Raw genomic sequence first — 21,376 nt, 5'->3', positions numbered from 1 at the left:
CCCCGCTGAGCGGCCGTACTGACGAAGCGCGTTCCCGTTCACAAGGCGGACCCCAGGAGGGGCACATGAACAGTCTCGACTGGGTCGTGCTCATCGGCTACTTCGGCGTGATGATCGCGATCGGACTCTGGTCCCACAAGCGTGTCGACAACGTCAGCGACTTCTTCACGGCCGGCGGCAAGATGCCGTGGTGGCTTTCCGGCATCTCGCACCACATGTCCGGTTACAGCGCCGTGATGTTCACCGGCTACGCCGGTATCGCCTACCAGTACGGCGTCACGTCCTTCGTGACGTGGTCGCTGCCGATCGCCATCGGCATCGGGATAGGCGCCAAGCTCTTCGCTCCCCGGCTCAACCGGCTGCGCTCGCGGCTGCACGTCGCCTCGCCGCTCGAATACCTGAAGAACCGCTACAACATCCAGACCCAGCAGGCGCTCGCCTGGTCCGGTCTGCTGCTGAAGATCGTGGACGTCGGTGCCAAGTGGGCCGCCATCGCCACGCTGCTGTCCGTCTTCACGGGCATCACCCTGACCCAGGGCATCTTCATCACCGGCATCATCACCGCCGTCTACTGCACGGTCGGCGGGCTCTGGGCCGACGCGCTCACCGAGCTGGGGCAGTTCATCATCCAGCTGTTCGCCGGCGTCGCCATGCTCATCGCCGCGATGAGCAAGCTGGACGGCTTCAGCACCCTGTGGACGGTCTGGGACAAGCTGCCCGAGGGCCACACGGACGCGACGGCCGGTCCGTACACCGTGACCTTCCTGCTGGCGTACCTGTTCATCAAGACCTTCGAGTACAACGGCGGCATGTGGAACCAGGCCCAGCGCTACATGGCCACGGACTCCGCCGCCTCCGCGACCCGCTCGGCCCGGCTCTCCGCCATCTTGTGGCTGGTCTGGCCGACGGTCCTGTTCTTCCCGATGTGGTGCGCCCCGCTGCTGGTCCACGCACAGAAGCCGGACGCCTCCGACAGCTACGCGCTGATGACCGAGCAGCTGCTGCCGCACGGTCTGCTGGGTCTGGTCGTCGTCGGCTTCTTCTCGCACACGATGGCCATGTGCTCCTCGGACGCCAACGCCATCTCGGCGGTCTTCACCCGCGACATCGCACCGGTCCTCTCCAAGGCCGCCCGCAACTGGAGCAACCGGACCGGACTCCTGGCCGCGCGGGTCTCCACGCTCGGCTTCCTGGGCCTGTCCATGGCGCTGGCGACCCAGATCAACTCGCCGACGTTCAGTGACATCATCTCCGTCGTCATCAAGTGGGTCGCCGGTCTGATGGGCCCGATCGCGATCCCGTTCATGCTCGGCCTGCTGCGCCCGTTCCGTAAGTCGGGACCGACGGCGGCGCTCGTCAGCTGGGCGGCCGGTCTGCTGGCGTTCTACCTCACCAACTACAACTTCGACGGTTCGGTGAAGACGGACGTCGCGCTGCAGTACCAGGTGGCGCTGCCGCTGGCGATCTCGCTCGTGCTCTACATCCTCATCGGCTTCATCAAGCCGGAGGACACCCCGGAGCGCGACGCGATCATCGCGATGATCAACTCGGACGGCGACGGACCGGACGCCGGCGCGACCGTGCCGGCTCAGGGCGGTCCGGACGACGTGACGGTCGCCGAAGGCGTGAAGGACTGACCCTCGCGCCACCAGGACCAGCATCCCGGCCCCTTCGGGCAAGCCGGTGCTGTACGGGGGTGAGGGGCGGGACACGGGATGCGGCGGCTTCCCGGTACCCCGCCCCTCACCCCTTTTCCATGCACTCCGGAAGGCCCGGGCTCGCACTCCGGGAGGCCCGGGTCCGCACTCCGGAAGGCCCGGGTTCGCACTCCGGAAGGCCCGAGCGCCCGGGTGTTCAGCCGCGCGGGTAGCGGGCCAGCCAGCCTGCCGCGACGGCGGCCGGGCTGTGCAGGGCCGGGCCCTGGGTCATCTCCATGGCGAAGTCGTCGGCGAGTTCGAGGAGCGTGGCCCTGCCCTCCAGCTCGGCGAGCCAGGCCGGCGGCAGCGCGGTCTCGCCGTGCAGCGCGCCGAGCAGCGCCCCGCACAGCGCCCCGGTGGCCGAGGACGGCCCGCCGTGGTTCACGGCCAGCCGCAGCCCGTGCCGGACGTCCTCGCCGACCAAGGCGCAGTACACGGCCACGGCGAGCACCTCATCGGCGGAGTCCGTGGCACCCAGCGACTCGATGAGCGCGGGGCCGGGAATCCCCTGGCGCACGGTGCCGAGAGCCTGCTGGAGCGACTCGGTGACGGGTTCGTGGCCGGGGCGCTCGGCGAGCAGGGCGAGTGCGTGCTGTACGGAACCGTCCAGCGTCTCGCCCCGCGCCAGCCCGTGCACCAGCACAGCGAAGGCTCCGGCGGAGAGCAGGGCGGTGGGGTGGCCGTGCGTCTGGGCGGCGCACTCCACGGCCAGTTGGAGCACCAGCTGCGGCTCCCAGCCGACCAGCAGTCCGAAGGGGGCGGACCGGGTGAGCGCGGCCGAGTCGTGCGCGGCGGGGTGCTTGGGCCGGTCCAGGGTGCCCATCGTGGTGTCGCCGAAGCCGTTCAGGCATTCCCGGGTGGGGGCGCGGCGGGCGTAGAGCCATTCCTGGCCCCCGAGCCAGCCGTTGTCCTTCCGGCGCTCGTCGGGGCCCCAGTCGCGCTGGGTGGCGGCCCAGCGCAGATGTGCCTGGTGCACATCGGTGGGCGGGTGCCAGGCGCCGGTGTCGCGGCGGACCTGGGCGCGGATCAGCCCGTCGACGGTGAACAGGTTGAGCTGGGTGACGGCGGTGACGGCGCCCCGTCTGCCGTGCGCGGGGACGAAGTCGGTGACGGCGTCGGCCCCGTGGGCCGCGCGGATCTCCTCCAGGGTGAGCGCGCTGACGCCCGCGCCGAGCGCGTCGCCGATGGCCCCGCCCAGCAGTGCGCCACGTACCCGGCTGCGGAAGTCCTGCTGCTCGGCACGGCCCCAGACAGCTGTGGTCCCTGTGCCCACCGTGCCCCTCTCCCGATCGTCCGTCCCGTGTGCGACTGCGCGGCGACTGCGCAGAACTGTAATCGAACGACCACGCGGATCATGGGGCGGAACAGTATGTACGAAGTGCTGGTTCGGTTCAGTTTTGCGCGGCATTCTCCGGGGATTCCCGCTGCGTCCGGAAGTCTCTGCTGTGCGCGATCCGGACCGTCCCCACCCGCTCCGGGCCGGTGAAGCGCGGTGTTCGGGGCGGCTTACGGCGGTGTTCACCGACCGTTGACACTGCCCTCCCCGGGGCTGACGACGATCTCCCCATGACGCAACTGACTCGTGTAAGGGCCTCCTCCTACGCCTTGGCCGCGGCCCTGCTCGTCGGGCTCACCGCCCCGGCCGCCGCGGCGCACACCTCCTCCCCCGCCGGTCCCGCGCGGGAGTCGCACGCACGCATACCGTTCACCCGGGCCACGGTCACCGCGTCGGACGACGGCTCGTACACGGTGCGGTGGAATGCACCGGGCGTACGCCGCGTCGCCGTCGAGGCCGGCGGCCGCACCGTGGCCTCCGGCGGCTCGTCGGGCCAGGTCACCGTGCGGGGGCTGCCCGCCGCCGACCGACAGTGGTTCGACCTCGTCCCCGAGCGCGGCGGCTCGCTGCGCCTCGCGGACCGGCTCATCGACCTCCAGGGCGCGGTCAACTTCCGTGACGCGGGCGGCTACCGCACCACCGACGGGCACTGGGTGAAGATGGGCGAGATCTACCGCTCCGACGCCCTGGACAAGCTCACCACCGCCGACCTGGCGAAGCTGCGGCGCCTGTCGATCCGCACGGTCTACGACCTGCGCATGGAGTCCGAGCGCGCGGCGGGGCCGGACCGGGTGCCGACGGGCGCCACCCACGTCGTCGCGGACGTCCTGGCCGGCTCACCGGCCTTCACGACGATGCCGACGACCCCTGAGGAAGGGGTCGCGATGATGGTCGAGGGCGAGAAGTTCATGGTCGGCGGCGACACCGCGAAGACCGCCTACCGCACCGTCTTCGGTGGCATCGCGGACGACCGTTCGCGTGCCGTCGTCTTCCACTGCACAGCCGGCAAGGACCGTACGGGCTGGGCGAACGCGGCGCTGCTCACGGCCCTCGGCGTCCCGCGCGCGACGGTCATGGCCGACTATCTGGCCTCCAACGACTACCGGGCCGAGGCGAACGCGGCGGCGCTCGCCTCGATGCCGGCGGCGCAGGCCGCGGTGTACAAGCCGCTGCTGGACGTGCGCCCCGCGTACCTGAACTCGGGGTTCGACGAGGTCGGGAGGGAGTTCGGGGCCTTCTCCGCGTACGAGAAGCGCGCGCTGGGCCTGGACGCGAAGGACATCCGCGACCTGAAGCGTGACCTGCTGGTGGGCTGACCCGCCGGGCGGACCGGCGCCCACGGGTCGGGGTGCGGGCGGCCGTCGGACGCCCACGGGTCGGGGGATGGGGTGGCCGTCGGACGCCCACAGGTCGAGGAGTGTCGGCCCGGCGCCGTCACGGATCGGACGGGCAGTTCGGGCCGGACAGCTCCACGGGTCCGACTACCCAGATCAGACTGCCCAGTTCCTGCTGCGCCCGCCGCCCCACATCCTGCTGTGTCCACCGGCCCAAATCCTGTTGCGTCGGCCGGCCGCCCGAAGTGATGATCGCTGGATGCCATCACCCTCTCCGGACGGGCGCGCCGGCATCGACGCCGCGCTCGTGAAGCGCCTGATCGACGTCCAGTTCCCGCGGTGGAGCGGTCTGCCGGTGAGACCGGTGGAGGTCGACGGGTGGGACAACCGGACCTACCGCCTCGGCGACGCGATGACCGTACGCCTCCCGACGGCCGCCGGTTACGTACCCGCGGTGGAGAAGGAGCACCACTGGCTGCCGCGTCTCGCGCCCGCCCTGCCGGTCGCCGTGCCCCGGTCCTCGCCCTGGGCGCTCCGGGCGAGGGCTATCCGTACCCGTGGTCGGTCCGGCGCTGGCTGCGCGGCGAGACCGCCGATCCCGACCGCATCGACGACCTCCCCCGGTTCGCGGTCTCCGTGGCGGAGTTCGTCCTCGCCCTTCAGCGCTGCGACACGACGGGCGGGCCGCTCGCCGGGGAGCACAGCTGGTACCGGGGCGCCTCACCGGCCCACTACGACGAGGAGACCCGGCGCTGCCTGACCGCGCTGAAGGGCCGGGTGGACACGGACCGGGCCCGCGTGGTCTGGGACGCCGCGCTCTGTGCCGAGTGGTGCGGGGAACCCGTGTGGTTCCACGGCGACATCGCCTCCGGCAACCTGCTGGTCGCCCACGGCGAACTGGCTGCCGTCATCGACTTCGGTACGTCGGGGGTCGGCGATCCCGCCTGTGATCTGGTGATCGCGTGGGGGATGTTCTCCGGCGACAGCAGGGAGGCGTTCCGGCACGCGGCCCGCCAGGACGACGGTACCTGGGCGCGGGCCCGCGGGTGGGCGCTGTGGAAGGCGCTGCTGAATCTGACCGGATACGCCGACACGGACGGCGAGCGGGCCGCCAACGAACTGCGTGTGATCGAAGCCGTGCTGGCCGATCACGACAAGTTCGCCTGACGCGTCGGCCACGCCCACGGCGCTCGACGGACCGGCCGTGCGATGAATCGGCCGTGCAGCGGATCCGCCGTGCCGCCGATCCGCCGCACGGCCGATCGACAGTGCAGCGGCTCTCCGACCGCCCCCGGACGTGCGTATGGCCCGGCACTTGCATGCCGGGCCATACGTGCCACGCGGCGGTCCAGGGGGGGGGTGGGACGCGCGGCGTGGTGGTGCGGGGGAAGGTCAGTGCTTGAAAGCGTCCTTGGTCTTTTCCTTGGCCTCGCGGGCGTCGCCCTTGGCCTGGTCGGTACGGCCTTCGGCGGTGAGACGCTCGTTGCCCACGGTGCGTCCGGCAGCTTCCTTGACCTTGCCCTTGGCCTGCTCGGTCTTGGCCTGGGTCTTCTCGTTGGCAGCCATGTCACTCACACCTTGCTGTTCTCGACTTCAGGAACACCCAACGCCTGACCCGCATGGCGCCGCTCAAACATCACGCCCCACCGGGGTGCTCCAGAAGCGCCCGCATCATGCTCGCCGACGTGCCGGATCACCCGCGCCAGGCGCACGCGGATCCGCGGCCTGACGTGGGCGGGCCCGGCCTGTCCCGCTTCCTCCGCCTTCCCGTAACGGCGCATCGACTCGTGTGTCACAGGGGTGTCTTGACGCCACTCCTGTTGCAACGCCTCGACCAGCGGTAGGTGTCATATGAAACAACAACGTCCGCTCGGCCGCAGCGAGCGTGACGACACCGCTTCCCAGGAGTATCGATGCACGTCAAGAAGATGTCCGCCCTCGCCCTCGTCGTCGCCGCTGCCGGCCTCACGCTGACCGCGTGCGGCGGCAGCGACGGATCGAGCGCTTCCGCCCACACCGGTGCATCCGAGACCGCGAGCAGTTCCACCGGCGGCCAGGGCTCGGCCTCGGACAACTCTTCGTCTTCGTCCGACTCCGCGGCCAGCTCTTCGTCCGGCGCCTCGGCCGACTCGTCGCCCGGCTCCTCGTCCGGCTCGTCGTCCGGCTCCTCCACCGGCTCCGGCAAGAACGGTGAGCTCGGCGCCCAGACCAGCTCCGCGAAGTCGGGCGCCATGTGCAAGACCGACAATCTCGCCCTCAGCGCCTCCGCCACGGGGGTCAAGAACCAGGTGGTGGTCAACCTGAAGAACACCGGTTCCGACAAGTGCAGCATGCACGGCTTCCCGGGCGTCGAGCTCGTGGGCCCCGACGGCCTGGGCGACACCGGACCCGAGGCGGCCCGCACCGACGTCCCGGCAGCCACCGCCACCATCGGGCCCGGCGAGGAGACCCGCTTCCTGTTGCACTACATCCCGGACAACAGCGGCTCCGGCAAGACCTACACGCGGCTCTCCGTCACCCCGCCGAACGAGAAGGTCTCGGAGATCGTGAACCTCGACGCCCTGACCATCACCGTCGCCGCCCCGAGCGGCCACGCTCCCGACGTCTACGTCGACCCGATCGGCTACCACGTCGGTTCAGGCAAGTAGGGCCGACCTCACCCACACCCCGGGCGGGCGACACCGGCCAGGTGGACGGGCGCGTCGGTGTGGATGAAGGGCAGGGTCACGAACCCGGTGCGGCCGGAGCCTGTCCGCTCCTGATCGGCCGGTCGGACCTCAACTGGTCATGCCGCGCGCCGCGGAGTACAGGTCGAGGACGGCCAGGCAGAGGGGGACGAGCGCGAGGAGGAGAACCACTTCGGCCAGGTCGGAGAAACGGCCCCAGAAGGGGGACAGCCCCTTCTTCGGAATGATCAGAGCGATCCCGATCAGCAGGGCGGCACCGGCCGTGACTGCCGCGGCGAGCCACAGGGTGCGGATGTCGAGCGGTCCTCGGTCCTGTTCCGTCAGGAGCTTGATGACAGCACTGGCCGGCGGGTTGAGCGACAGCCCCAGCACCAGCAGGCCCAGGGACATGAGGCCCGCGCCCAGCACGGCGGCGACCTGGGCGGTGTAGCGGAAGAGCCGTGCCCGCAACAGCATCGCCAGGCCGGCGACCAGCGCGAGGGTCTGACCCCAGACGTCGCTGGAGAAGCCCAGGACGGCGGCTGCCGCGACGACGAGCACGGAGCAGCCTCCGACAAGGCCCAGCAGCAGCTCGTGCCCGCGCCGGGCCTGGGCCGCGATGCGTTCGGCGTCGACCGGACCACGGTCAGCGACGCCCGCCTCGTGGTCGAGGTCGGCGTCCGTCGTGGGGCGGGGCGCCGCGTAGCCGATCGGCAGGTGGGCCACCCTCGCGGACAGCCCGGGAAGGAAGGCGATGGCTCCGATCGCGATCACGGCGCAGACAGCGGCGGTCTCGCTGGGCCGGGCTTCGGTGAGGATCGAGCAGAACGTCGCGAGGGTGCCGACCGCCGAGGCGAAGACAACGGCGACGAAGGGCGCGTCGCCGGACGGCATCGCGGCGACGAGTCCGGCGGAGAAGCAGAGCACCGTGGCGCAGCCGAGCAGGAACTGCAGACGCCCGATGCCGGTGCCCGGGTCGAGCGCGAGAATGCCGGACCCGGCGATCATCAGGTGCGGCAGAGCCGCGAGGCCGAGCGCGACCGCTGAGGCCCGGTCGCCGTAGCTCCGCGCCCTGACGGCGGCGAGCGTGACGAGCAGTACACCGACGGCGGCGGCGACGATGCCCGGCAGGCCGTGCATGTCATGCCGGACCGGGTCGGAGAACCAGAGCACGAAGCCCATGAGTACGAGCAGGAGCGCGCCGCCGAAGAGACCGGAGCCGCGGAACAGCTGGTCGCTCCAGAGAGCGCGGTCGCGGCGGACAGCGGAAGCGACGGCGTCGGCGACGTCGTCGAAGACTGCCGGGGGGAGCGATTCCGCGAAGGGCCGGAGCCGCAGGACGTCGCCGTCCAGGACTCGCTGGACGGCCATCGGGTGGGTGAGGTCCAGGAGGGTGCCGTCGCGGCGGGCCAGGTGGTAGCCGGGGGGCGCGCCCGGCGGTGTGGCCTGGCCGGTCAGCCGCAGGACCTCCGGAAGGAGATCGGCGACAGCGACATCGTCCGGGAGGGCGACATCGATACGACTGTCCGGCGCCACGACCGTTATTCGGCAGAAACCGGTTGAAATGGTCGAACTCACCTGGTATATCCCCCTCGTTCACTGTGCACCGAGCTCCTGAGCAAGAGCGCCACCCTATCGGGGGCCCCTCCATGGGCTGCACGTAGGATTATCGGCACGCGGAGGTAGGTCGCTGCCACGGGGGTGCCGGCCCACAACTCTCCGGGCCGCACTGAGGGATTGATTCGCCGGTGACCCAGATCGTCGTCAAACGCCCGCCTCGGGCCATGCCGCCTGAGACAAGTGCGGCGGAAGTGAGACTCGAATCGCCTCCTGAACTGCCGCGCGGGCAGCAGGAGGGCATGGCCATGCAGCTGCTGCCCATGCTCGGCATGGGCTCGTCGGTGGTGTTCTTCTTCATGCCCGGCTCACAGCCGTTCATGAAGATCATGGGCGTCATGATGCTGCTGTCGACGGCAGCCATGGCGATAGCTCAGGTGATGCGGCACCGCAAGGGATCCCAGGGCGAGGCCTCGGAAGGGCGCCGGGACTACCTCAAGTACCTCGCGCAGACCCGGCGGAAGGTACGCAAAACCGTACGGGCCCAGCGGGACGCGCAGTTCTACCTGCACCCGGACCCGGACCAGCTGTGGTCGCTGGTCGCCGAGGGCGAGCGGCTCTGGGAGCGGCGGATCGGCGACACCGACTTCGGGCAGGTGCGCGTCGGTCTGGGACCGCAGCAGCTGTGGACACCGCTGGTGGCTCCGAGCACCGCGCCGCTGGACGAGCTGGAGCCGCTGTCGGCCGGAGCCATGCACCAGTTCCTGGCCACGCACGGTTCGCTCGACCGGCTTCCCATGGCGATATCCCTCCGCGCCTTCTACCACATCGTGATTTCGGGCGAGCCGGGGCCGGCGCGGGCCTCCGCACGCGCGATGGTGGCCGGCCTGGTCGCGCTGCACTCACCTGACGACCTCGTGGTGGCGGTGGCGGCATCGCCGGATGTGACCGACCAGTGGGACTGGACGAAGTGGCTGCCGCACGCCCAGGTCCCCGGGTCGTCCGACGGGGCAGGCACGAAGAGGCTCTTCGGCGACAACCTGATGGAGGTCGAGGAACTCCTCACGGGCACGCTCGGCGGCCGTTCGAGGTTCAACCGCGAGGGCGCCCCGCTCCTTGACCAGCCGCACGTCGTCGTCGTGCTGGACGGAAGTCTCGTGCCGGCGGAGTCGTTGCTCGCCTCCGCGGAGGGGCTGCACGGGGTGACCGTCGTGGAGATCGTCCCGGAGGAGCTGAACGAGCCCCGCGGCCAACTGCACATCGCCGTACGGCCGGGGCGGCTCCGGCTGGAGTCGGCCGCGGCCACCTATCACGGCACGCCCGACCTCCTGCCGGTCGAAACCGCCGAGGCCCTGGGCCGTCAGCTCGCCCCCCTGCGGATGGGCAGCGGTGCGGAGGACGACGAGCCTCTGCTCGCGAACCTCGATTTCACGGATCTGCTGGGGATCGGCGATCCGGCGGCGGTCGACACCAGCACCGCCTGGCGGCCGCGTTCGACGGCCGACCGGCTGCGCGTACCGATCGGTGTCGGTGAGGACGGCTCGCCCGTCATGCTCGACCTCAAGGAGGCCGCGCAGGAGGGCATGGGCCCGCACGGGCTGTGTGTGGGAGCGACCGGTTCCGGCAAGTCCGAGCTGTTGCGCACCCTGGTGCTGGGCCTGGCGGTCACCCACTCCTCCGAGACGCTCAACTTCGTCCTGGCCGACTTCAAGGGCGGCGCGACGTTCGCGGGGATGTCCGAGCTTCCGCATGTCGCCGCGGTCATCACCAACCTGGCGGACGACCTCACCCTGGTCGACCGCATGCGGGACTCCATCACGGGTGAGCTGCAGCGCCGCCAGGAGCTCCTGCGGGCATCGGGCAACTACGCGAACCTCACCGACTACGAGAAGGCACGCGCCGCCGGGGCCCCGCTGGAGCCCCTGGCCTCGCTGGTCCTGGTGATCGACGAGTTCAGCGAACTCCTCACCGCCAAGCCCGATTTCATCGACATGTTCATCCAGATCGGCCGCATCGGGCGATCCCTGGGTGTGCACCTGCTGCTGGCCTCGCAGCGCCTGGAGGAGGGACGCCTGCGCGGTCTGGACACCTACCTGTCCTACCGGATCGGTCTGCGCACCTTCTCCGCCGCCGAATCCCGTACCGCCCTGGGCGTACCCGACGCCTACCACCTGCCGTCCGTCCCCGGCTCCGGGTTCCTGAAGTTCGGCACCGAGGGGATGACCCGCTTCAAGGCCGCCTACGTGTCGGGTACCTACCGGCCGGGAGTCGCCCCGGTCGCCGCCGGCGGGGGCCTCCCCATCGACCGGCGCCCCGTGCTGTTCACCGCGGATCCGGTGGCGGTCCACTACCCCGAACCCGATCCGAACGTCTCCCACGCACCCGGGCAGGGAACCCCCGACGCCCTGGCCGACACCGTTCTCGACGTCATCGCACGCCGCCTGGAGGGCCAGGGGCCCCTCGCCCACCAGGTATGGCTGCCGCCTCTCACCGAAGCCCCGTCCCTCGATCAGCTGCTGCCTCCGCTGGCGGTGACGCCCGAGCGCGGACTGCACTCCCCGCAGTACGCCCACAACGGCTCTCTGGTCGTTCCCTTCGGCCTGGTGGACAAGCCCTTCGAGCAGCGACGCGACTCCCTGGTACGGGACTTCTCGGGTGCCGCCGGCCACATGCTGATCGTCGGTGGCCCCCGCTCCGGAAAGTCCACCCTCCTGCGTGCGCTCATCGGCTCCTTCGCCCTCACCCACACGCCGCACGAAGTGCAGTTCTACGGGATGGACTTCGGCGGCGGCGGCATGATCGCCGTCGAAGGCCTGCCGCACGTCGGCGGGGTGGCCTCCCGGCTCGACCCGGAGAAGATCCGCCGTACGGTCGCCGAGGTTTCGGGGATCCTCAACCGGCGCGAGGAGTTCTTCCGGGACAACAACATCGACTCGATCGCCACCTACCGCCGGCTCCGCGCCGAAGGCCGGCTGCCGGGCGAGCCGTGGGGCGACGTCTTCCTGGTCATCGACGGCTGGCAGTCCTTCAAGACGGACTACGAGTTCCTGGAGCCCGTCGTCGCCGACATCGCCGCCCGGGGTCTGGGGCTCGGCGTGCACCTGATCGCCACCGTCGCCCGGTACATGGAGATGCGGGCAGCGCTCAAGGACCAGCTGCTCAACCGGCTGGAGCTGCGCCTCGGCGACCCGACCGACTCCGAACTGGACCGCAGGGTGGCGGTGAACGTCCCCGTCGGCACCCCGGGCCGCGGCCTGACCGCGGAGAAGCTGCATTTCATGGGCGGGCTGCCGCGCATCGACGATTCCACCGGCGCCGACACCCTGTCCGAGGCCACCGCCGCCTTCGTCCGGGCCTCGACCGACCACTGGCCCGGCCCGCACGCTCCGCAGGTCCGCATGCTGCCCAGGATGCTCTCCGCCCGCGAGCTGCCGAGCGGTCCTGGCGAGCAGCGCCCCGGCATCTCGATCGGGCTCGACGAGATGAACCTCGCACCGGTCTTCGTCGACTTCGACACCGACCCGCTGTTCGCGGTCTTCGGTGAGTCGGAGTCCGGGAAGACCGCACTCCTGCGGCTGCTCATCAAGCAGATCACCGAGCGGTACACCCCGCAGGAGGCGTTGATCTGTGTCGGCGACTACCGGCGCAGCCTGCTGGAGTGCGTGCCCGAGCCGTACCTGGTCGGATACTCGACGACGCAGAACGCGTTCGAGAAGTACCTCCAGGACATGAACACCCTCATCACCAGCCGCATCCCCGGCCCCGATGTGACCCCGCAGCAGTTGCGCACGCGCAGCTGGTGGCGGGGGCCGCGGGCGTTCATCATCGTCGACGACTACGACCTGGTCGCGACGTCCTCCGGAAACCCCATGGCGCAGCTGGTCGACAACCTGCCCTACGCCCGCGACGCGGGGGTCAACTTCATCATCGCGCGCAGCAGCGCGGGCGCCGGCCGTTCCTCGTACGAACCGTTCATCCAGCGCTTCAAGGAACTCGGCGCGCAGGGCGTCGTCCTGTCCGGCCACCCCGGTGAGGGCGAACTCCTCGGCGATGTGAAGGCCCGCCCCCTGCCACCGGGCCGCGGCCTGTTCGTCTCCCGCCGCAGCACGCCGTCCCTGATCCAAACGGGCTGGCTGCCGCCGGACCTGGGCTGAGCGGGTCGCTGTTGAGTACGGAGGAGGGGCCGGCCCTGATCGGGGCCGGCCCCTCCTCCGTACAAACACCTGCCATGCCTCGGACTGCGTTCACCGAGACCTGCCGGCACCATAATGGACCGAAGAGTCCATTACGGTCATGGAGGTGGGCGGTGCCCGGAAAGCTGACGGCGAAGGGGAAGGCGACGCGGAGCCGGATCGTCGAGGGGGCCGCAGCGGTGCTGCGGGAGAGAGGTGTCGCCTGGGCGACACTCGACGACATCATGGTGCGGACCGGCACCAGCAAGAGCCAGCTGTTCCACTACTTTCCGACAGGCAAGGACGAACTGCTCCTCGCCGTAGCCCAGTTCGAGGCGGACCAGGTCCTGGAGGACCAGCAGCCCTATCTGGGCCGCCTCGACTCGTGGGAGTCCTGGGAACAGTGGCGCGACGCGGTGATCAGGCGCTACGAAGCGCAGGGGGACCAGTGCCCACTCGGCTCGCTGTTTCTTCAGATCGGGCGCTCGACTCCCGGGGCGCGGGCGATCGTGGTCGAGTTGCTGCGCCGCTGGCAGGAGAGCCTCGCGGCGGGCGTCCGGGCGCTGCAGGCCGCCGGTGCGCTTCCCGCCGATCTCGATGCCGACGCGAGGGCTGCGGCGTTGCTGGCCGGGATCCAGGGAGGCGTGTCGATCCTGCTGTCGACGGGCCGTTCCACGCACTTGCGCGCCGCTCTCGACCAGGGGATCGCGGACCTGCGCCGCGCGGGCGGCGCCGCGGAGTGAGCGGCTTGCTCCCGGGACCGTTGCCGTGCGTGTGTCAGGCGGCGATGACGGCGACGGCGGTACGGCCGCCGTCGACGTCGAGCACGATGCCGTGCACGAACGAGGACTCGTCACTGGCCAGGTAGACGGCTGCGTTCGCGATGTCGCCGGGGGTGCCCATCACCCCGGCCGGGGTGCCCTTCATCATGATCTCGCCCGGGTGGGTCTCGCCGGGCGCGGGCGTCTGGACCACACCCGGGGAGATCGCGTTGACCCTGACCCCCTGCGGCCCGAACTCCGCGGCCCAGGCCCGGGTCAGCGTCTCCACCGCCCCCTTTGTGGAGCTGTACAGGGCGCCTGGAATGCCCAGCCGCGCGATCCAGGAACCCAGGTTGACGATGACCCCGCCACCGGCCTCCACCATGGCGGGCGCGACGGCGGCGGTCAGGAAGAACGGGGCCTTCACGTTGACTCCGTAGACCTGGTCGAAGGTCTTCTCGTCAACGGTCACCGTGGTGTTGCGGGGGTAGACGCCGGCGTTGTTGACCAGAACGTCGATGCGCCCGCCGAGCACCCGCGTGGCCTCCCGGGCGAGCGCCTGCGAAGCGTCGGCGCTGCCGTCCAGGTCGGCCCGCACGAACTCCGCGCGGCCACCGCGCGCACGTATCCCGTCGACGACCTCCGCGCCGCGCTCGGCACTGCGGCCCGAGACGACGACGTACGCCCCCTCGGCGGCGAAGGCCTCCGCGATGGCACGCCCGAGGTTGCTGGTCGCTCCGGTGACAAGGGCGGTCTTGCCCGCAAGCCGCACAGACATGGTTCTCTCCATTGTTTGGTTCGCCACTGCGGAACCGGACGGCCGGATCGCCTGAGGCGTTCGACCGGTCGGGGCGCCCATGACTGTCAGGGCGCGCTGCCACTGTGCGACGACAAAAATGGACCTGCAAGTCCAAAACTGTCGGCGCCCCCGAACCGCGTGCCCCCGGACCCCGCATGCCTCGGCTACGCCGGGGCGCCGGCCCCTCTGACACCGTCCTGGCCATTCCAGGGCTGGGCGGTGTACTTTCCCGGAGCGAAACGCTCGACCGCGTCAATGATCAGGGCAGGGTGCTGCGGCCTCCGCCGGCGCCACAGGGAGTTTCCGAGCGAGTGGAGAACAACCGCCCTCGGGCCTCCACCGGCGATCCGCTGCTCCGGGAGAGCCCCCTCCTTCAGGACCAGCAGCAGCAGGCTCTGCCTGCTGTTGAACCGGACCTGGTCGATATCGGCCCACCGCACGGTCTCCGTGCCCCCGCGCTGCACCTTGCTCATGCCCACCGGATCGATGCGCAGGGCCGGATAACGCGACACCAGGGCGAGCAGCGGCAGCAGGGTCACCACACCTCCCAGCAGCGGCAGTCCCAGATATCCGGCGACGCCCGGCTCACCCATGAACCCCGTGTCCTCACCCATGATCAGCACGCCGACCACGAAGAAGACGAGTCCTTCGAGGAGCACCAGGCAGAGCATCGCCGCCAGGATCAGCACAAGGTAGAACCCGCCGCGGCGCGCCCGCTCAGCGGGGAGCGAGAGCCCTTCGGTGGTGTGGGAGGGAGTGGTCATGGTGTTTTCTTCTCCTGCTCAAAGCGCCTTGACGAGCGTCACCGCCACGTCCAGCGGAAGTTTGGGGTGCTGGCGCTTGACCTCGCGCACCGCATTCGCAGCCCCCTTCTCGTCACGGATGCGACGGAGACCCGGCTCGTCAGTGGCCTGCCGCAGCGCGTCGATCGAGCCGAAGTTGGCGGCGTACCAGTCGCGTTGTTCCGCTCGGCGCCCACCCGGTGTCTGCCATGCAGAACGCCCCTCGGCCGCTGTCGGGCAGGCCACAGCCAGGACGATGCAGAGAATCCAGACAGCCTTGGGGAGACCCGACTGCAACGAGAAGAAGACACCTGCCAACGCCACCAGGCCAACGCCCCAAAGAACTACCCGCGATACGCGCATCAGGCCACCTGTTCTGTCGATCCGAGAATTCACGCGCCCGGTCCCGGGATGCGCAAACCCGGCGTCACGGTCGCGACGCCGGGTGCCGTTGCACTGAGCCAGGTGCCGAGGCCCGGCGCGACGCAGAGACCCTGCCGGCACCGGACAGCCGTCGGGCCCATGGCGGCCTCAGGAGTGCCTGTTCCGACCTGGGTGGCCACGGAGAGGGCGTGAGCGGTCACAGCGACTGAACGAGCTTCAGGGCTTCGGGCAAAGGGCACCGAGGAAATTGGCGCCTGAACCGGCGGGCAGCCACCAGCAACCCCTTTTCGTCACGGATCCGGCGAAGTTCCGCCTCGTCCGTCACGATCGACCGCAATGCGTCGATGGACCCGAACTGTCCGTACCAGTCCTTCTGACGCCGCCGCTGCGCGTATCCCTCGGCAAAGCTCGGAAGGAGAACGAACAGGGCGTAAAGAAGGATCAGCAGCGGCAGACTATGAGGCCGAACAGCGAACACCACATAGAAGCAAGCCAGGGAGGCACACCAAAGCGGTACTCGAATCCAGTACATGCGAAACCATCACCCGTCATTCAGAAGATCCTGCCTTCCCGGCATTATGAAGAACTGCCGAGCTAGCAGAATCAATTCGGCAGCGCCGCACCTACATCAAACAGTCGCGGACGGCCACTTGCCTCCCCGGAAGGCGCTGTTGTCGTTTGCTTCACCCTTGGCAACGGCTATTTGACCAGCCTGCGCTGTGAGCACCCCCACCACCCCGACCACAAGTCCGCCGATGATGCCGGCATCCGACAGCGCTTCGCCCACGGCAGCCAAAAATCCCACCGGCGCCCCTACGCCGGTGGCCGCGGCAGCGGCTGCCGCGATCATAATAAGGATGGCCTTGATCACAACGGCCAGCAGCGCCAAATAGAATGCCGCTCCGGCCACCGCGCAAAGCGTCAATGCCGTGGCAAGCTTATCGGAAGTCGTCTCGATCTGAGTGGCTGCGATGGGCTGACCCTTCACGGCCCCGACGTACGCTGTGGCGCCTTCGCCCGTCCAGCTGAGGGGTGCCATGAGCGCTTCCCCCGCGACGTTTCCGGCAACGCCCGACACCTTCCCCCGGATCGACGGCCCTTGCCATTCCTGCGCATCCAAAAAGAACATCACTGGCGCGGCAGCGCCCTTGAGGCATTCGACGACCTTGTCCCGGATCCAGCATCCGAGCTCTATCAACTTGTTTGCAGCCCAGATCAACGGCTTGGCGATGGCATCCGGAACGTACCAATGGTTAACCGCCTTTTCGACGGCCGGGCCGATGAGATCCAGCTTGGCCGACATCTTCGTAACGCCGGAGTTCAACTTCTCTACTGTCGCCTGCGTTTGAGCCACATTGAATGCCATTGCGAATTCCTCTTATCAGTAGGCGTCTTCGACGGATTTGGTGGTTTCTGCCTCGTGATTGTCATAGGCGTTCGCGTTCTTGATCAATGCATCCGCGACCTCCGCCATGCGGCCTTCTCCCTCAAAGCATCGGGCCGAGATGTGATCGATGGCCTCGTTGTAGTTGGAGACAACCAGAAAGAAGATGCCGGCCTCGAGGCGTGTCAGTCTCATCCCGTCGGTCGCGCGGGCCACCTCCCCCATGGAAGCACTCTGCTTATCCCACATTCCCGCTTCGGTCCGCAGCGCGTCGGTGATGTGCTTCAGATCTGCCATTTCGACCTACCCTTCGAAACTCAGTCAATGAAACGTTGCGGATTTCGGAGTATGGCCAGCGCCTCATCAAGCAAACTGTCCACCTGCAGGCCTGCAATGCCGTCCGCGCTTGCAGCCTCAGTCCTGCTCAGCTTGGCCCTGGCATCACCGAGGGCCTCTTCAAAAGCCTGGTTCAGTCCGATGTACGACTGTCCGGCCGCCCATTGCCGATCCACCTCGCAGGAGCGCAGAGCGCCCTTGGTCACCACGAGGGTCACATGGCGGCCAGCGGACGTTCCCTCGACCTCGGCCGGCTCGGACGCCGTCTCGTCCATCCGGTCCACCACGTCGAAGGCCGAAAGGACATCCTCGGCCAGCTCGTCGAGGGGGCGGGAGATGACATAGCGCAGGTCCCGTTCGGGGATGTCGGGCTGCCCCGTGGGAGGGGCCGGTTGAGGCGCCTGGCTGTCCAGTTGGTCTGCCTTGGCCTGCCAGTTGCCATCCTCGAGCGCCTGGGCCCATGCCGTCATCTGCTGGCTCATGGCCGCTCCGTAAGCCTCGCTGACAGCAGCCCCGACAGCCGTCGGATCCTGCCGACGCTGCCAGTCCGATGCGGCCCGGATGAACTCCGGAAGCCCGTCCGCCGCCAGCCGTACAGTCACGGCACCCTGGGCGTCCGTTCCTTCGGCGCCCTGCGGCATCCGGTTCTGCATGTCGGTCATCATGCTCTGCAGGTTCAGTGCCTGCTCCTGGAACTGCTGCAGGCCGCGTATGAATTCGTCGTCCACGATGCCTCCTCCTGGCCTATGGCGTACAGATGATTTCGAATGGGGGGCGGTGCGGGTTAACCCGCACTCAACGCTGGAGACCGGCGGTTCTCCGGCGCAGCAGGAGCACCGCGCCGACAACGACGACCACACCGACTCCGACGATGATCCAGACGATCGCGCCAACACCCTTGCCGTCATCCGACTTCTCGGAGGCGGCGGACGAGGCAGGCTGCTTCGAAGCGTTCGAGGAGCCGGAACCGCCGGCTTCCGACGCCGAGGGCGACGGGGACTTCTTCGGCGACCGGGCAGCCACCAGGGGGTTCACGTCGGCCGGGCCCGGGTCTCCGGGGTCGCCGAGGACGGCCAGCCGGGGCGGACAGTGCCGTAGCCGATGTAGCGGCTGGGGACCTTGCCTTCGGTCGGCTTGCCCGCGGTGTTCATCAGGACGCGGAGGACCTGGTTGCCGGTCCAGGACGGGTGCTTGGACCAGATGAGGGCGGCGGAGGCGGAGGCGATGGCGGTTGCCTGGCTGGTGCCGCCGCTGTTGCAGTAGCCCGCTTTGCCGTCGACACAGCGGATCGGGATGTCCTCCCCCGGGGCGGCAAGCGCCACCTGGGGTCCTGACACCGAGTACTTCGTGACCGAGGATGTCTTGTCGACTGCCCCGATGCCCGCCACCCCGGCGGTAGCCGCCGGGTACCCGACGTAGTTGCCCGAGTCGCCGGTGTTGCCGCTCCCCGCCAGAAGCAGCTTTCCGCGCTCCACGGCGTAATCGACGGCCTGTTGAATCTGTGCCCGCTCGCCGTTATCGAGCATGAAGTATTCCCATGCCAACGACATGTTGATGATCTTTGCATCACTGTCAGCGGCGTACCGGATGGCATCAAGCAGAGCCGAGAGGTGATTGGTGCCTGCTTCTTTGGAAGATCCGAAAACGGTCAACGGGAGAATCTGCGCGTCTGGCGCAAGACCCTTCACACCCGAACCGTTCACCCCATTACCCGCGATGAGCATCGCCATGGCGGTGCCATGCCCGTCCTTGTCCTTGTGCGCACCCCGCTCCGGCTCGACGAAGTTCTTTCCGGTGAGCACTTTCCCCGTCAGTTCAGGGACGGAGGGGATCACGCCGGTATCGAGTACAGCGACAGTGATCCCTTTACCGGTGCTGACTTTCCACATCTCGGCGGCCTGCATCCGGTCCAGGTACCACTCGCGATCGCGCATCGTGTCCGCCGATGCGGTCGGGGCGATAGCGCCACCGAGGAGGAGCAGGGAACCCAGCGCGGACACCACCGCCGACGCTCGCCTGCGGTGATGCCTGACCGTTGACCTCATGCCACCCACTCGTTCTCTGTCCGCCGTCCGGCGTCGCCGCTCCGGAACCGGCTCTAGTCGATCACGGGGGGAACCACACCGTCGTCCCCCGTGCCCCAGGTCTCTTCGTCCTCTGCAAGGTAATCCGGGCTCTCGCCGTCACGTCGCTGTGAACGTCGCCGGGTGCCCTGGGACCCGCCCATGGCACCGCCCATCGGACCCATCGCTCCGCCCGATCGCGGCGACTCACGGACGAGCCCGCTGCCGCCTGGGGTGAATTCCCGTCCCGCTCCCGGCTGCGTTCCGCGTGGTGTCCGCACGGTGCCACCCGGCTCGGTGACCCGGCGTTGCGAGCCGCCACCCATGCCTGGGCCACCGGACCGCCCCCCGGCCATCCCGGGGGCGCCACCGGCGTGGCCCTGCATCATTCCGCGGCCGGTCGACGGCTTCTCGCCACCGATGACCGTCCCGCGCGAGGTGCCCCGGGCCGGGCCGACCCCGCTCCGGCCGCCCTGGGCCGGCGTACCGCCGTGGATGCCGGTGTCGGTCCGGGTTCCCATCGGAGACCGGACACCTTCGACGCCACCCCGGCCGGGAGTGCCCATGGGAGGCCGGACGCCTTCGACGCCGCCCCTGCCGGGGTGCCCGCCGGAGGCCGGACGCTCTCCACGCCACCCTTGCCGCCAGGCCCGTTGGGGGAGATACGCCCGATGCCGTCGCCCGGCCCGAACGAGCCCGTACGCGAAGGCATCACCACCGGCGGAAGAGGTGTCTGGTGTCCACCGCCTGTCGGCCCTGCGGGGGGAATCCACCAGTGGGCGGGGTCGTGGTAGGGGTCGGGGCGTCCGGCATCGTCACCGTGTCGATGTTCGTCCCCGTGGTGTCCGGGGCCCCGGGCACCGCGCCAACGTGCTGCGGCGTGTGGCCGACGGGTGTGCCGTCAGGGGAGGACGGGCTGACACCATCGGGACGCACGGTGCTGTACTGGTGATCGACCGTCGACGTGTGCCCGCTCTGCGGACTTGTCACCGAGTCCGTGCTTCCGGAGGCATTTCCCGGAGACCCATAACCCGTCTGCCAGGTGTCAACCGAAGTGTCCGGCAGTGCCGCATTCGGCAGCGGCTTGAAGTTCGGCTCCTCCTGCGAGGAGATCGACTGCTCCGCCATCATGTAATACGAAGCGAGCTTGTTCATCTGCGGAATGGCTTCGTTCCGCGCCGTCTCGACGGCCTTGATCCGGGCCTTTTCCTTCGCCTCGTCCGCGTAGCACATCGCCACGGCGTCAGGGTGCCCCTGAACCACCTTGGCCACCTCGCTGAGGGCTTGGCCGGCCGTCTGAAGCGAGCTGCCCGCGGTGCCGGCGTAGTCGGCCAGCTTCAGGGTCTCCTTGGCGAAGTCGTTGCCCCACTCGCGGAACGCGTCGCCGCCCGCACCCTTCCAGGTCGTGCGGCCGACGTGCTCCTTGAGCTCGGTGCCGATCTTCTCGATCTCGGTCTGCGCGTCGACGAGGGCGGTGCCCCGAGCCATGATCGCCGTGGCGTTGACGCCGGTGACCATGTTGAGCATTTCCTGGTACGACGCGTTCTCGAAGTCACTGGTGTTGTAGCAGGCGTTGAGTGGTGGCAGCTTCTCGCCCATGGTTATCCCTGTCCCCCGTTCACTTCAGGTGTTACAAGCCGTCCGTACCGCTGGACGAACCGTCGCCGGGCTTGTCCTTGCCCCCTGCAGGCGCATCGGAGTCCTTGTCGGGTTCCGGCTTCCTGTAGTAGATCTCCGTGCGCTGCTGGATGGCGTGCAGGCGCTCGGAATGTTCCTGGTCGACGTTCTCATAGCCACGATCGGCCAGGTCGACCGTGATGCCCATCGCCTCCAGCTGATCACCGAGCGTCTTCGACATCAGCGTCAGGCGCGCGTGCACCATGTCGTAGGCGCTGGACAGTCCCATGGCTTCCGGGAATCCGGTGCCGTACGCGGCGGGGGTGATCTTCTGTTCGGTGATGCGGCTGTGCGCAGCCGGTGAGCCGTCGAGCTTCGTCAGCAGCTTGTCCACGCGAATCTTGAACTTCTGCAGAGACTCGCTGGGCGTCGCCAGATCGGACGCGGGTGATCCGTCGCCCGGAAGTTCAGGTCTCATGCGAGCACCT

Annotated in this window: 19 protein-coding genes and 1 pseudogene; 6 read left to right on the top strand and 14 right to left on the bottom strand. The window is 69.1% G+C overall.

Translation table 11 applies throughout. The annotated features are described in order from the left end of the window. Positions 1–65: 65 nt before the first annotated feature. Entirely contained in the window at positions 66–1,637 is a 1,572-nt protein-coding gene (locus LNW71_RS18490) for a sodium:solute symporter family protein (RefSeq protein ID WP_250969248.1), read from the top strand. 217 nt (positions 1,638–1,854) lie between these two features. Here LNW71_RS18490 and LNW71_RS18485 read toward each other — a convergent pair whose 3' ends face one another. Continuing rightward, positions 1,855–2,970, bottom strand: a complete 1,116-nt coding sequence (locus LNW71_RS18485) for an ADP-ribosylglycohydrolase family protein (RefSeq protein ID WP_250969247.1) — start codon at positions 2,968–2,970, stop codon at positions 1,855–1,857. 293 nt (positions 2,971–3,263) lie between these two features. On the opposite strand from LNW71_RS18485, the gene LNW71_RS18480 reads away from it, so the two are divergent. Together LNW71_RS18480 and LNW71_RS18475 are read left to right on the top strand one after the other, a co-directional pair. Continuing rightward, the gene (locus tag LNW71_RS18480) at positions 3,264–4,349 is read left to right on the top strand and encodes a tyrosine-protein phosphatase (RefSeq protein ID WP_250969246.1); all 1,086 of its coding nucleotides are present in this window, start codon (positions 3,264–3,266) and stop codon (positions 4,347–4,349) included. Positions 4,350–4,626: 277 nt separating this feature from the next. Further along, positions 4,627–5,534 (top strand): annotated as a pseudogene (locus LNW71_RS18475) (aminoglycoside phosphotransferase family protein). Between the two features lie 225 nt (positions 5,535–5,759). Here the strand turns inward: LNW71_RS18475 and LNW71_RS18470 are convergent. After that, positions 5,760–5,933, bottom strand: a complete 174-nt coding sequence (locus tag LNW71_RS18470; protein WP_250969245.1) for a CsbD family protein — start codon at positions 5,931–5,933, stop codon at positions 5,760–5,762. Between the two features lie 347 nt (positions 5,934–6,280). Between LNW71_RS18470 and LNW71_RS18465 the strand changes: the two genes are divergently transcribed. Continuing rightward, complete coding sequence (locus tag LNW71_RS18465) at positions 6,281–7,015, top strand: DUF4232 domain-containing protein (protein WP_250969244.1); 735 nt, start codon at positions 6,281–6,283, stop codon at positions 7,013–7,015. Positions 7,016–7,144: 129 nt separating this feature from the next. Here LNW71_RS18465 and eccD read toward each other — a convergent pair whose 3' ends face one another. Further along, complete coding sequence (gene eccD, locus LNW71_RS18460; protein WP_250969243.1) at positions 7,145–8,611, bottom strand: type VII secretion integral membrane protein EccD; 1,467 nt, start codon at positions 8,609–8,611, stop codon at positions 7,145–7,147. Positions 8,612–8,781: 170 nt separating this feature from the next. Here eccD and eccCa point away from each other — a divergent pair, with 170 nt between their 5' ends. Both eccCa and LNW71_RS18450 read left to right on the top strand, forming a co-directional pair. Then, the gene (eccCa, locus tag LNW71_RS18455) at positions 8,782–12,744 is read left to right on the top strand and encodes a type VII secretion protein EccCa (RefSeq protein WP_250969242.1); all 3,963 of its coding nucleotides are present in this window, start codon (positions 8,782–8,784) and stop codon (positions 12,742–12,744) included. 152 nt (positions 12,745–12,896) lie between these two features. Then, complete coding sequence (locus LNW71_RS18450; RefSeq protein ID WP_250969241.1) at positions 12,897–13,505, top strand: TetR/AcrR family transcriptional regulator; 609 nt, start codon at positions 12,897–12,899, stop codon at positions 13,503–13,505. A 34-nt stretch (positions 13,506–13,539) separates the two neighbouring features. Here LNW71_RS18450 and LNW71_RS18445 read toward each other — a convergent pair whose 3' ends face one another. From LNW71_RS18445 to LNW71_RS18395, 11 genes are all read right to left on the bottom strand, one after another. Next, positions 13,540–14,301: an SDR family oxidoreductase gene (locus LNW71_RS18445; RefSeq protein ID WP_250969240.1), complete on the bottom strand. Its 762-nt coding sequence runs from the start codon at positions 14,299–14,301 to the stop codon at positions 13,540–13,542. Between the two features lie 185 nt (positions 14,302–14,486). Continuing rightward, positions 14,487–15,086, bottom strand: a complete 600-nt coding sequence (locus tag LNW71_RS18440) for a PH domain-containing protein (protein WP_250969239.1) — start codon at positions 15,084–15,086, stop codon at positions 14,487–14,489. Positions 15,087–15,104: 18 nt separating this feature from the next. Further along, complete coding sequence (locus LNW71_RS18435) at positions 15,105–15,467, bottom strand: hypothetical protein (RefSeq protein WP_250969238.1); 363 nt, start codon at positions 15,465–15,467, stop codon at positions 15,105–15,107. 217 nt (positions 15,468–15,684) lie between these two features. Then, the gene (locus tag LNW71_RS18430; protein WP_250969237.1) at positions 15,685–16,020 is read right to left on the bottom strand and encodes a hypothetical protein; all 336 of its coding nucleotides are present in this window, start codon (positions 16,018–16,020) and stop codon (positions 15,685–15,687) included. Between the two features lie 96 nt (positions 16,021–16,116). Then, the gene (locus LNW71_RS18425) at positions 16,117–16,854 is read right to left on the bottom strand and encodes a hypothetical protein (RefSeq protein ID WP_250969236.1); all 738 of its coding nucleotides are present in this window, start codon (positions 16,852–16,854) and stop codon (positions 16,117–16,119) included. 15 nt (positions 16,855–16,869) lie between these two features. Beyond that, positions 16,870–17,169: a hypothetical protein gene (locus LNW71_RS18420; protein WP_250969235.1), complete on the bottom strand. Its 300-nt coding sequence runs from the start codon at positions 17,167–17,169 to the stop codon at positions 16,870–16,872. 20 nt (positions 17,170–17,189) lie between these two features. Then, positions 17,190–17,936 carry a hypothetical protein gene (locus LNW71_RS18415; protein WP_250969234.1) on the bottom strand — a complete coding sequence of 249 codons (747 nt, stop codon included), beginning with the start codon at positions 17,934–17,936 and terminating at the stop codon, positions 17,190–17,192. A gap of 67 nt (positions 17,937–18,003) precedes the next feature. Next, positions 18,004–18,231 (bottom strand): hypothetical protein, encoded by a 228-nt coding sequence (locus LNW71_RS18410; protein WP_250969233.1) that lies wholly within the window; start codon positions 18,229–18,231, stop codon positions 18,004–18,006. A gap of 8 nt (positions 18,232–18,239) precedes the next feature. Further along, positions 18,240–19,211, bottom strand: coding sequence for a S8 family serine peptidase (locus tag LNW71_RS18405; protein ID WP_250969232.1), 972 nt, complete (start codon positions 19,209–19,211; stop codon positions 18,240–18,242). A 771-nt stretch (positions 19,212–19,982) separates the two neighbouring features. Then, positions 19,983–20,870 (bottom strand): hypothetical protein, encoded by an 888-nt coding sequence (locus tag LNW71_RS18400; RefSeq protein ID WP_250969231.1) that lies wholly within the window; start codon positions 20,868–20,870, stop codon positions 19,983–19,985. Positions 20,871–20,901: 31 nt separating this feature from the next. Further along, positions 20,902–21,366 (bottom strand): hypothetical protein, encoded by a 465-nt coding sequence (locus LNW71_RS18395; RefSeq protein ID WP_250969230.1) that lies wholly within the window; start codon positions 21,364–21,366, stop codon positions 20,902–20,904. Positions 21,367–21,376 lie beyond the last annotated feature (10 nt).

The sequence above is a fragment of the Streptomyces sp. RKAG290 genome (assembly GCF_023701695.1).
Taxonomy (GTDB): Bacteria; Actinomycetota; Actinomycetes; order Streptomycetales; family Streptomycetaceae; genus Streptomyces.
This window is presented reverse-complemented; position numbering and strand designations above follow the sequence as displayed.

Bases quoted from the DNA above. Each gene is read 5' to 3' on its own strand.
- LNW71_RS18490 (WP_250969248.1), top strand. From the start codon at position 66: ATGAACAGTCTCGACTGGGTCGTGCTCATCGGCTACTTCGGCGTGATG.
- LNW71_RS18480 (WP_250969246.1), top strand. From the start codon at position 3,264: ATGACGCAACTGACTCGTGTAAGGGCCTCCTCCTACGCCTTGGCCGCG.
- LNW71_RS18470 (WP_250969245.1), bottom strand. From the start codon at position 5,933: ATGGCTGCCAACGAGAAGACCCAGGCCAAGACCGAGCAGGCCAAGGGC.
- LNW71_RS18465 (WP_250969244.1), top strand. From the start codon at position 6,281: ATGCACGTCAAGAAGATGTCCGCCCTCGCCCTCGTCGTCGCCGCTGCC.
- LNW71_RS18445 (WP_250969240.1), bottom strand. From the start codon at position 14,301: ATGTCTGTGCGGCTTGCGGGCAAGACCGCCCTTGTCACCGGAGCGACC.
- LNW71_RS18440 (WP_250969239.1), bottom strand. From the start codon at position 15,086: ATGACCACTCCCTCCCACACCACCGAAGGGCTCTCGCTCCCCGCTGAG.
- LNW71_RS18435 (WP_250969238.1), bottom strand. From the start codon at position 15,467: ATGCGCGTATCGCGGGTAGTTCTTTGGGGCGTTGGCCTGGTGGCGTTG.
- LNW71_RS18430 (WP_250969237.1), bottom strand. From the start codon at position 16,020: ATGTACTGGATTCGAGTACCGCTTTGGTGTGCCTCCCTGGCTTGCTTC.
- LNW71_RS18425 (WP_250969236.1), bottom strand. From the start codon at position 16,854: ATGGCATTCAATGTGGCTCAAACGCAGGCGACAGTAGAGAAGTTGAAC.
- LNW71_RS18420 (WP_250969235.1), bottom strand. From the start codon at position 17,169: ATGGCAGATCTGAAGCACATCACCGACGCGCTGCGGACCGAAGCGGGA.
- LNW71_RS18400 (WP_250969231.1), bottom strand. From the start codon at position 20,870: ATGGGCGAGAAGCTGCCACCACTCAACGCCTGCTACAACACCAGTGAC.
- LNW71_RS18395 (WP_250969230.1), bottom strand. From the start codon at position 21,366: ATGAGACCTGAACTTCCGGGCGACGGATCACCCGCGTCCGATCTGGCG.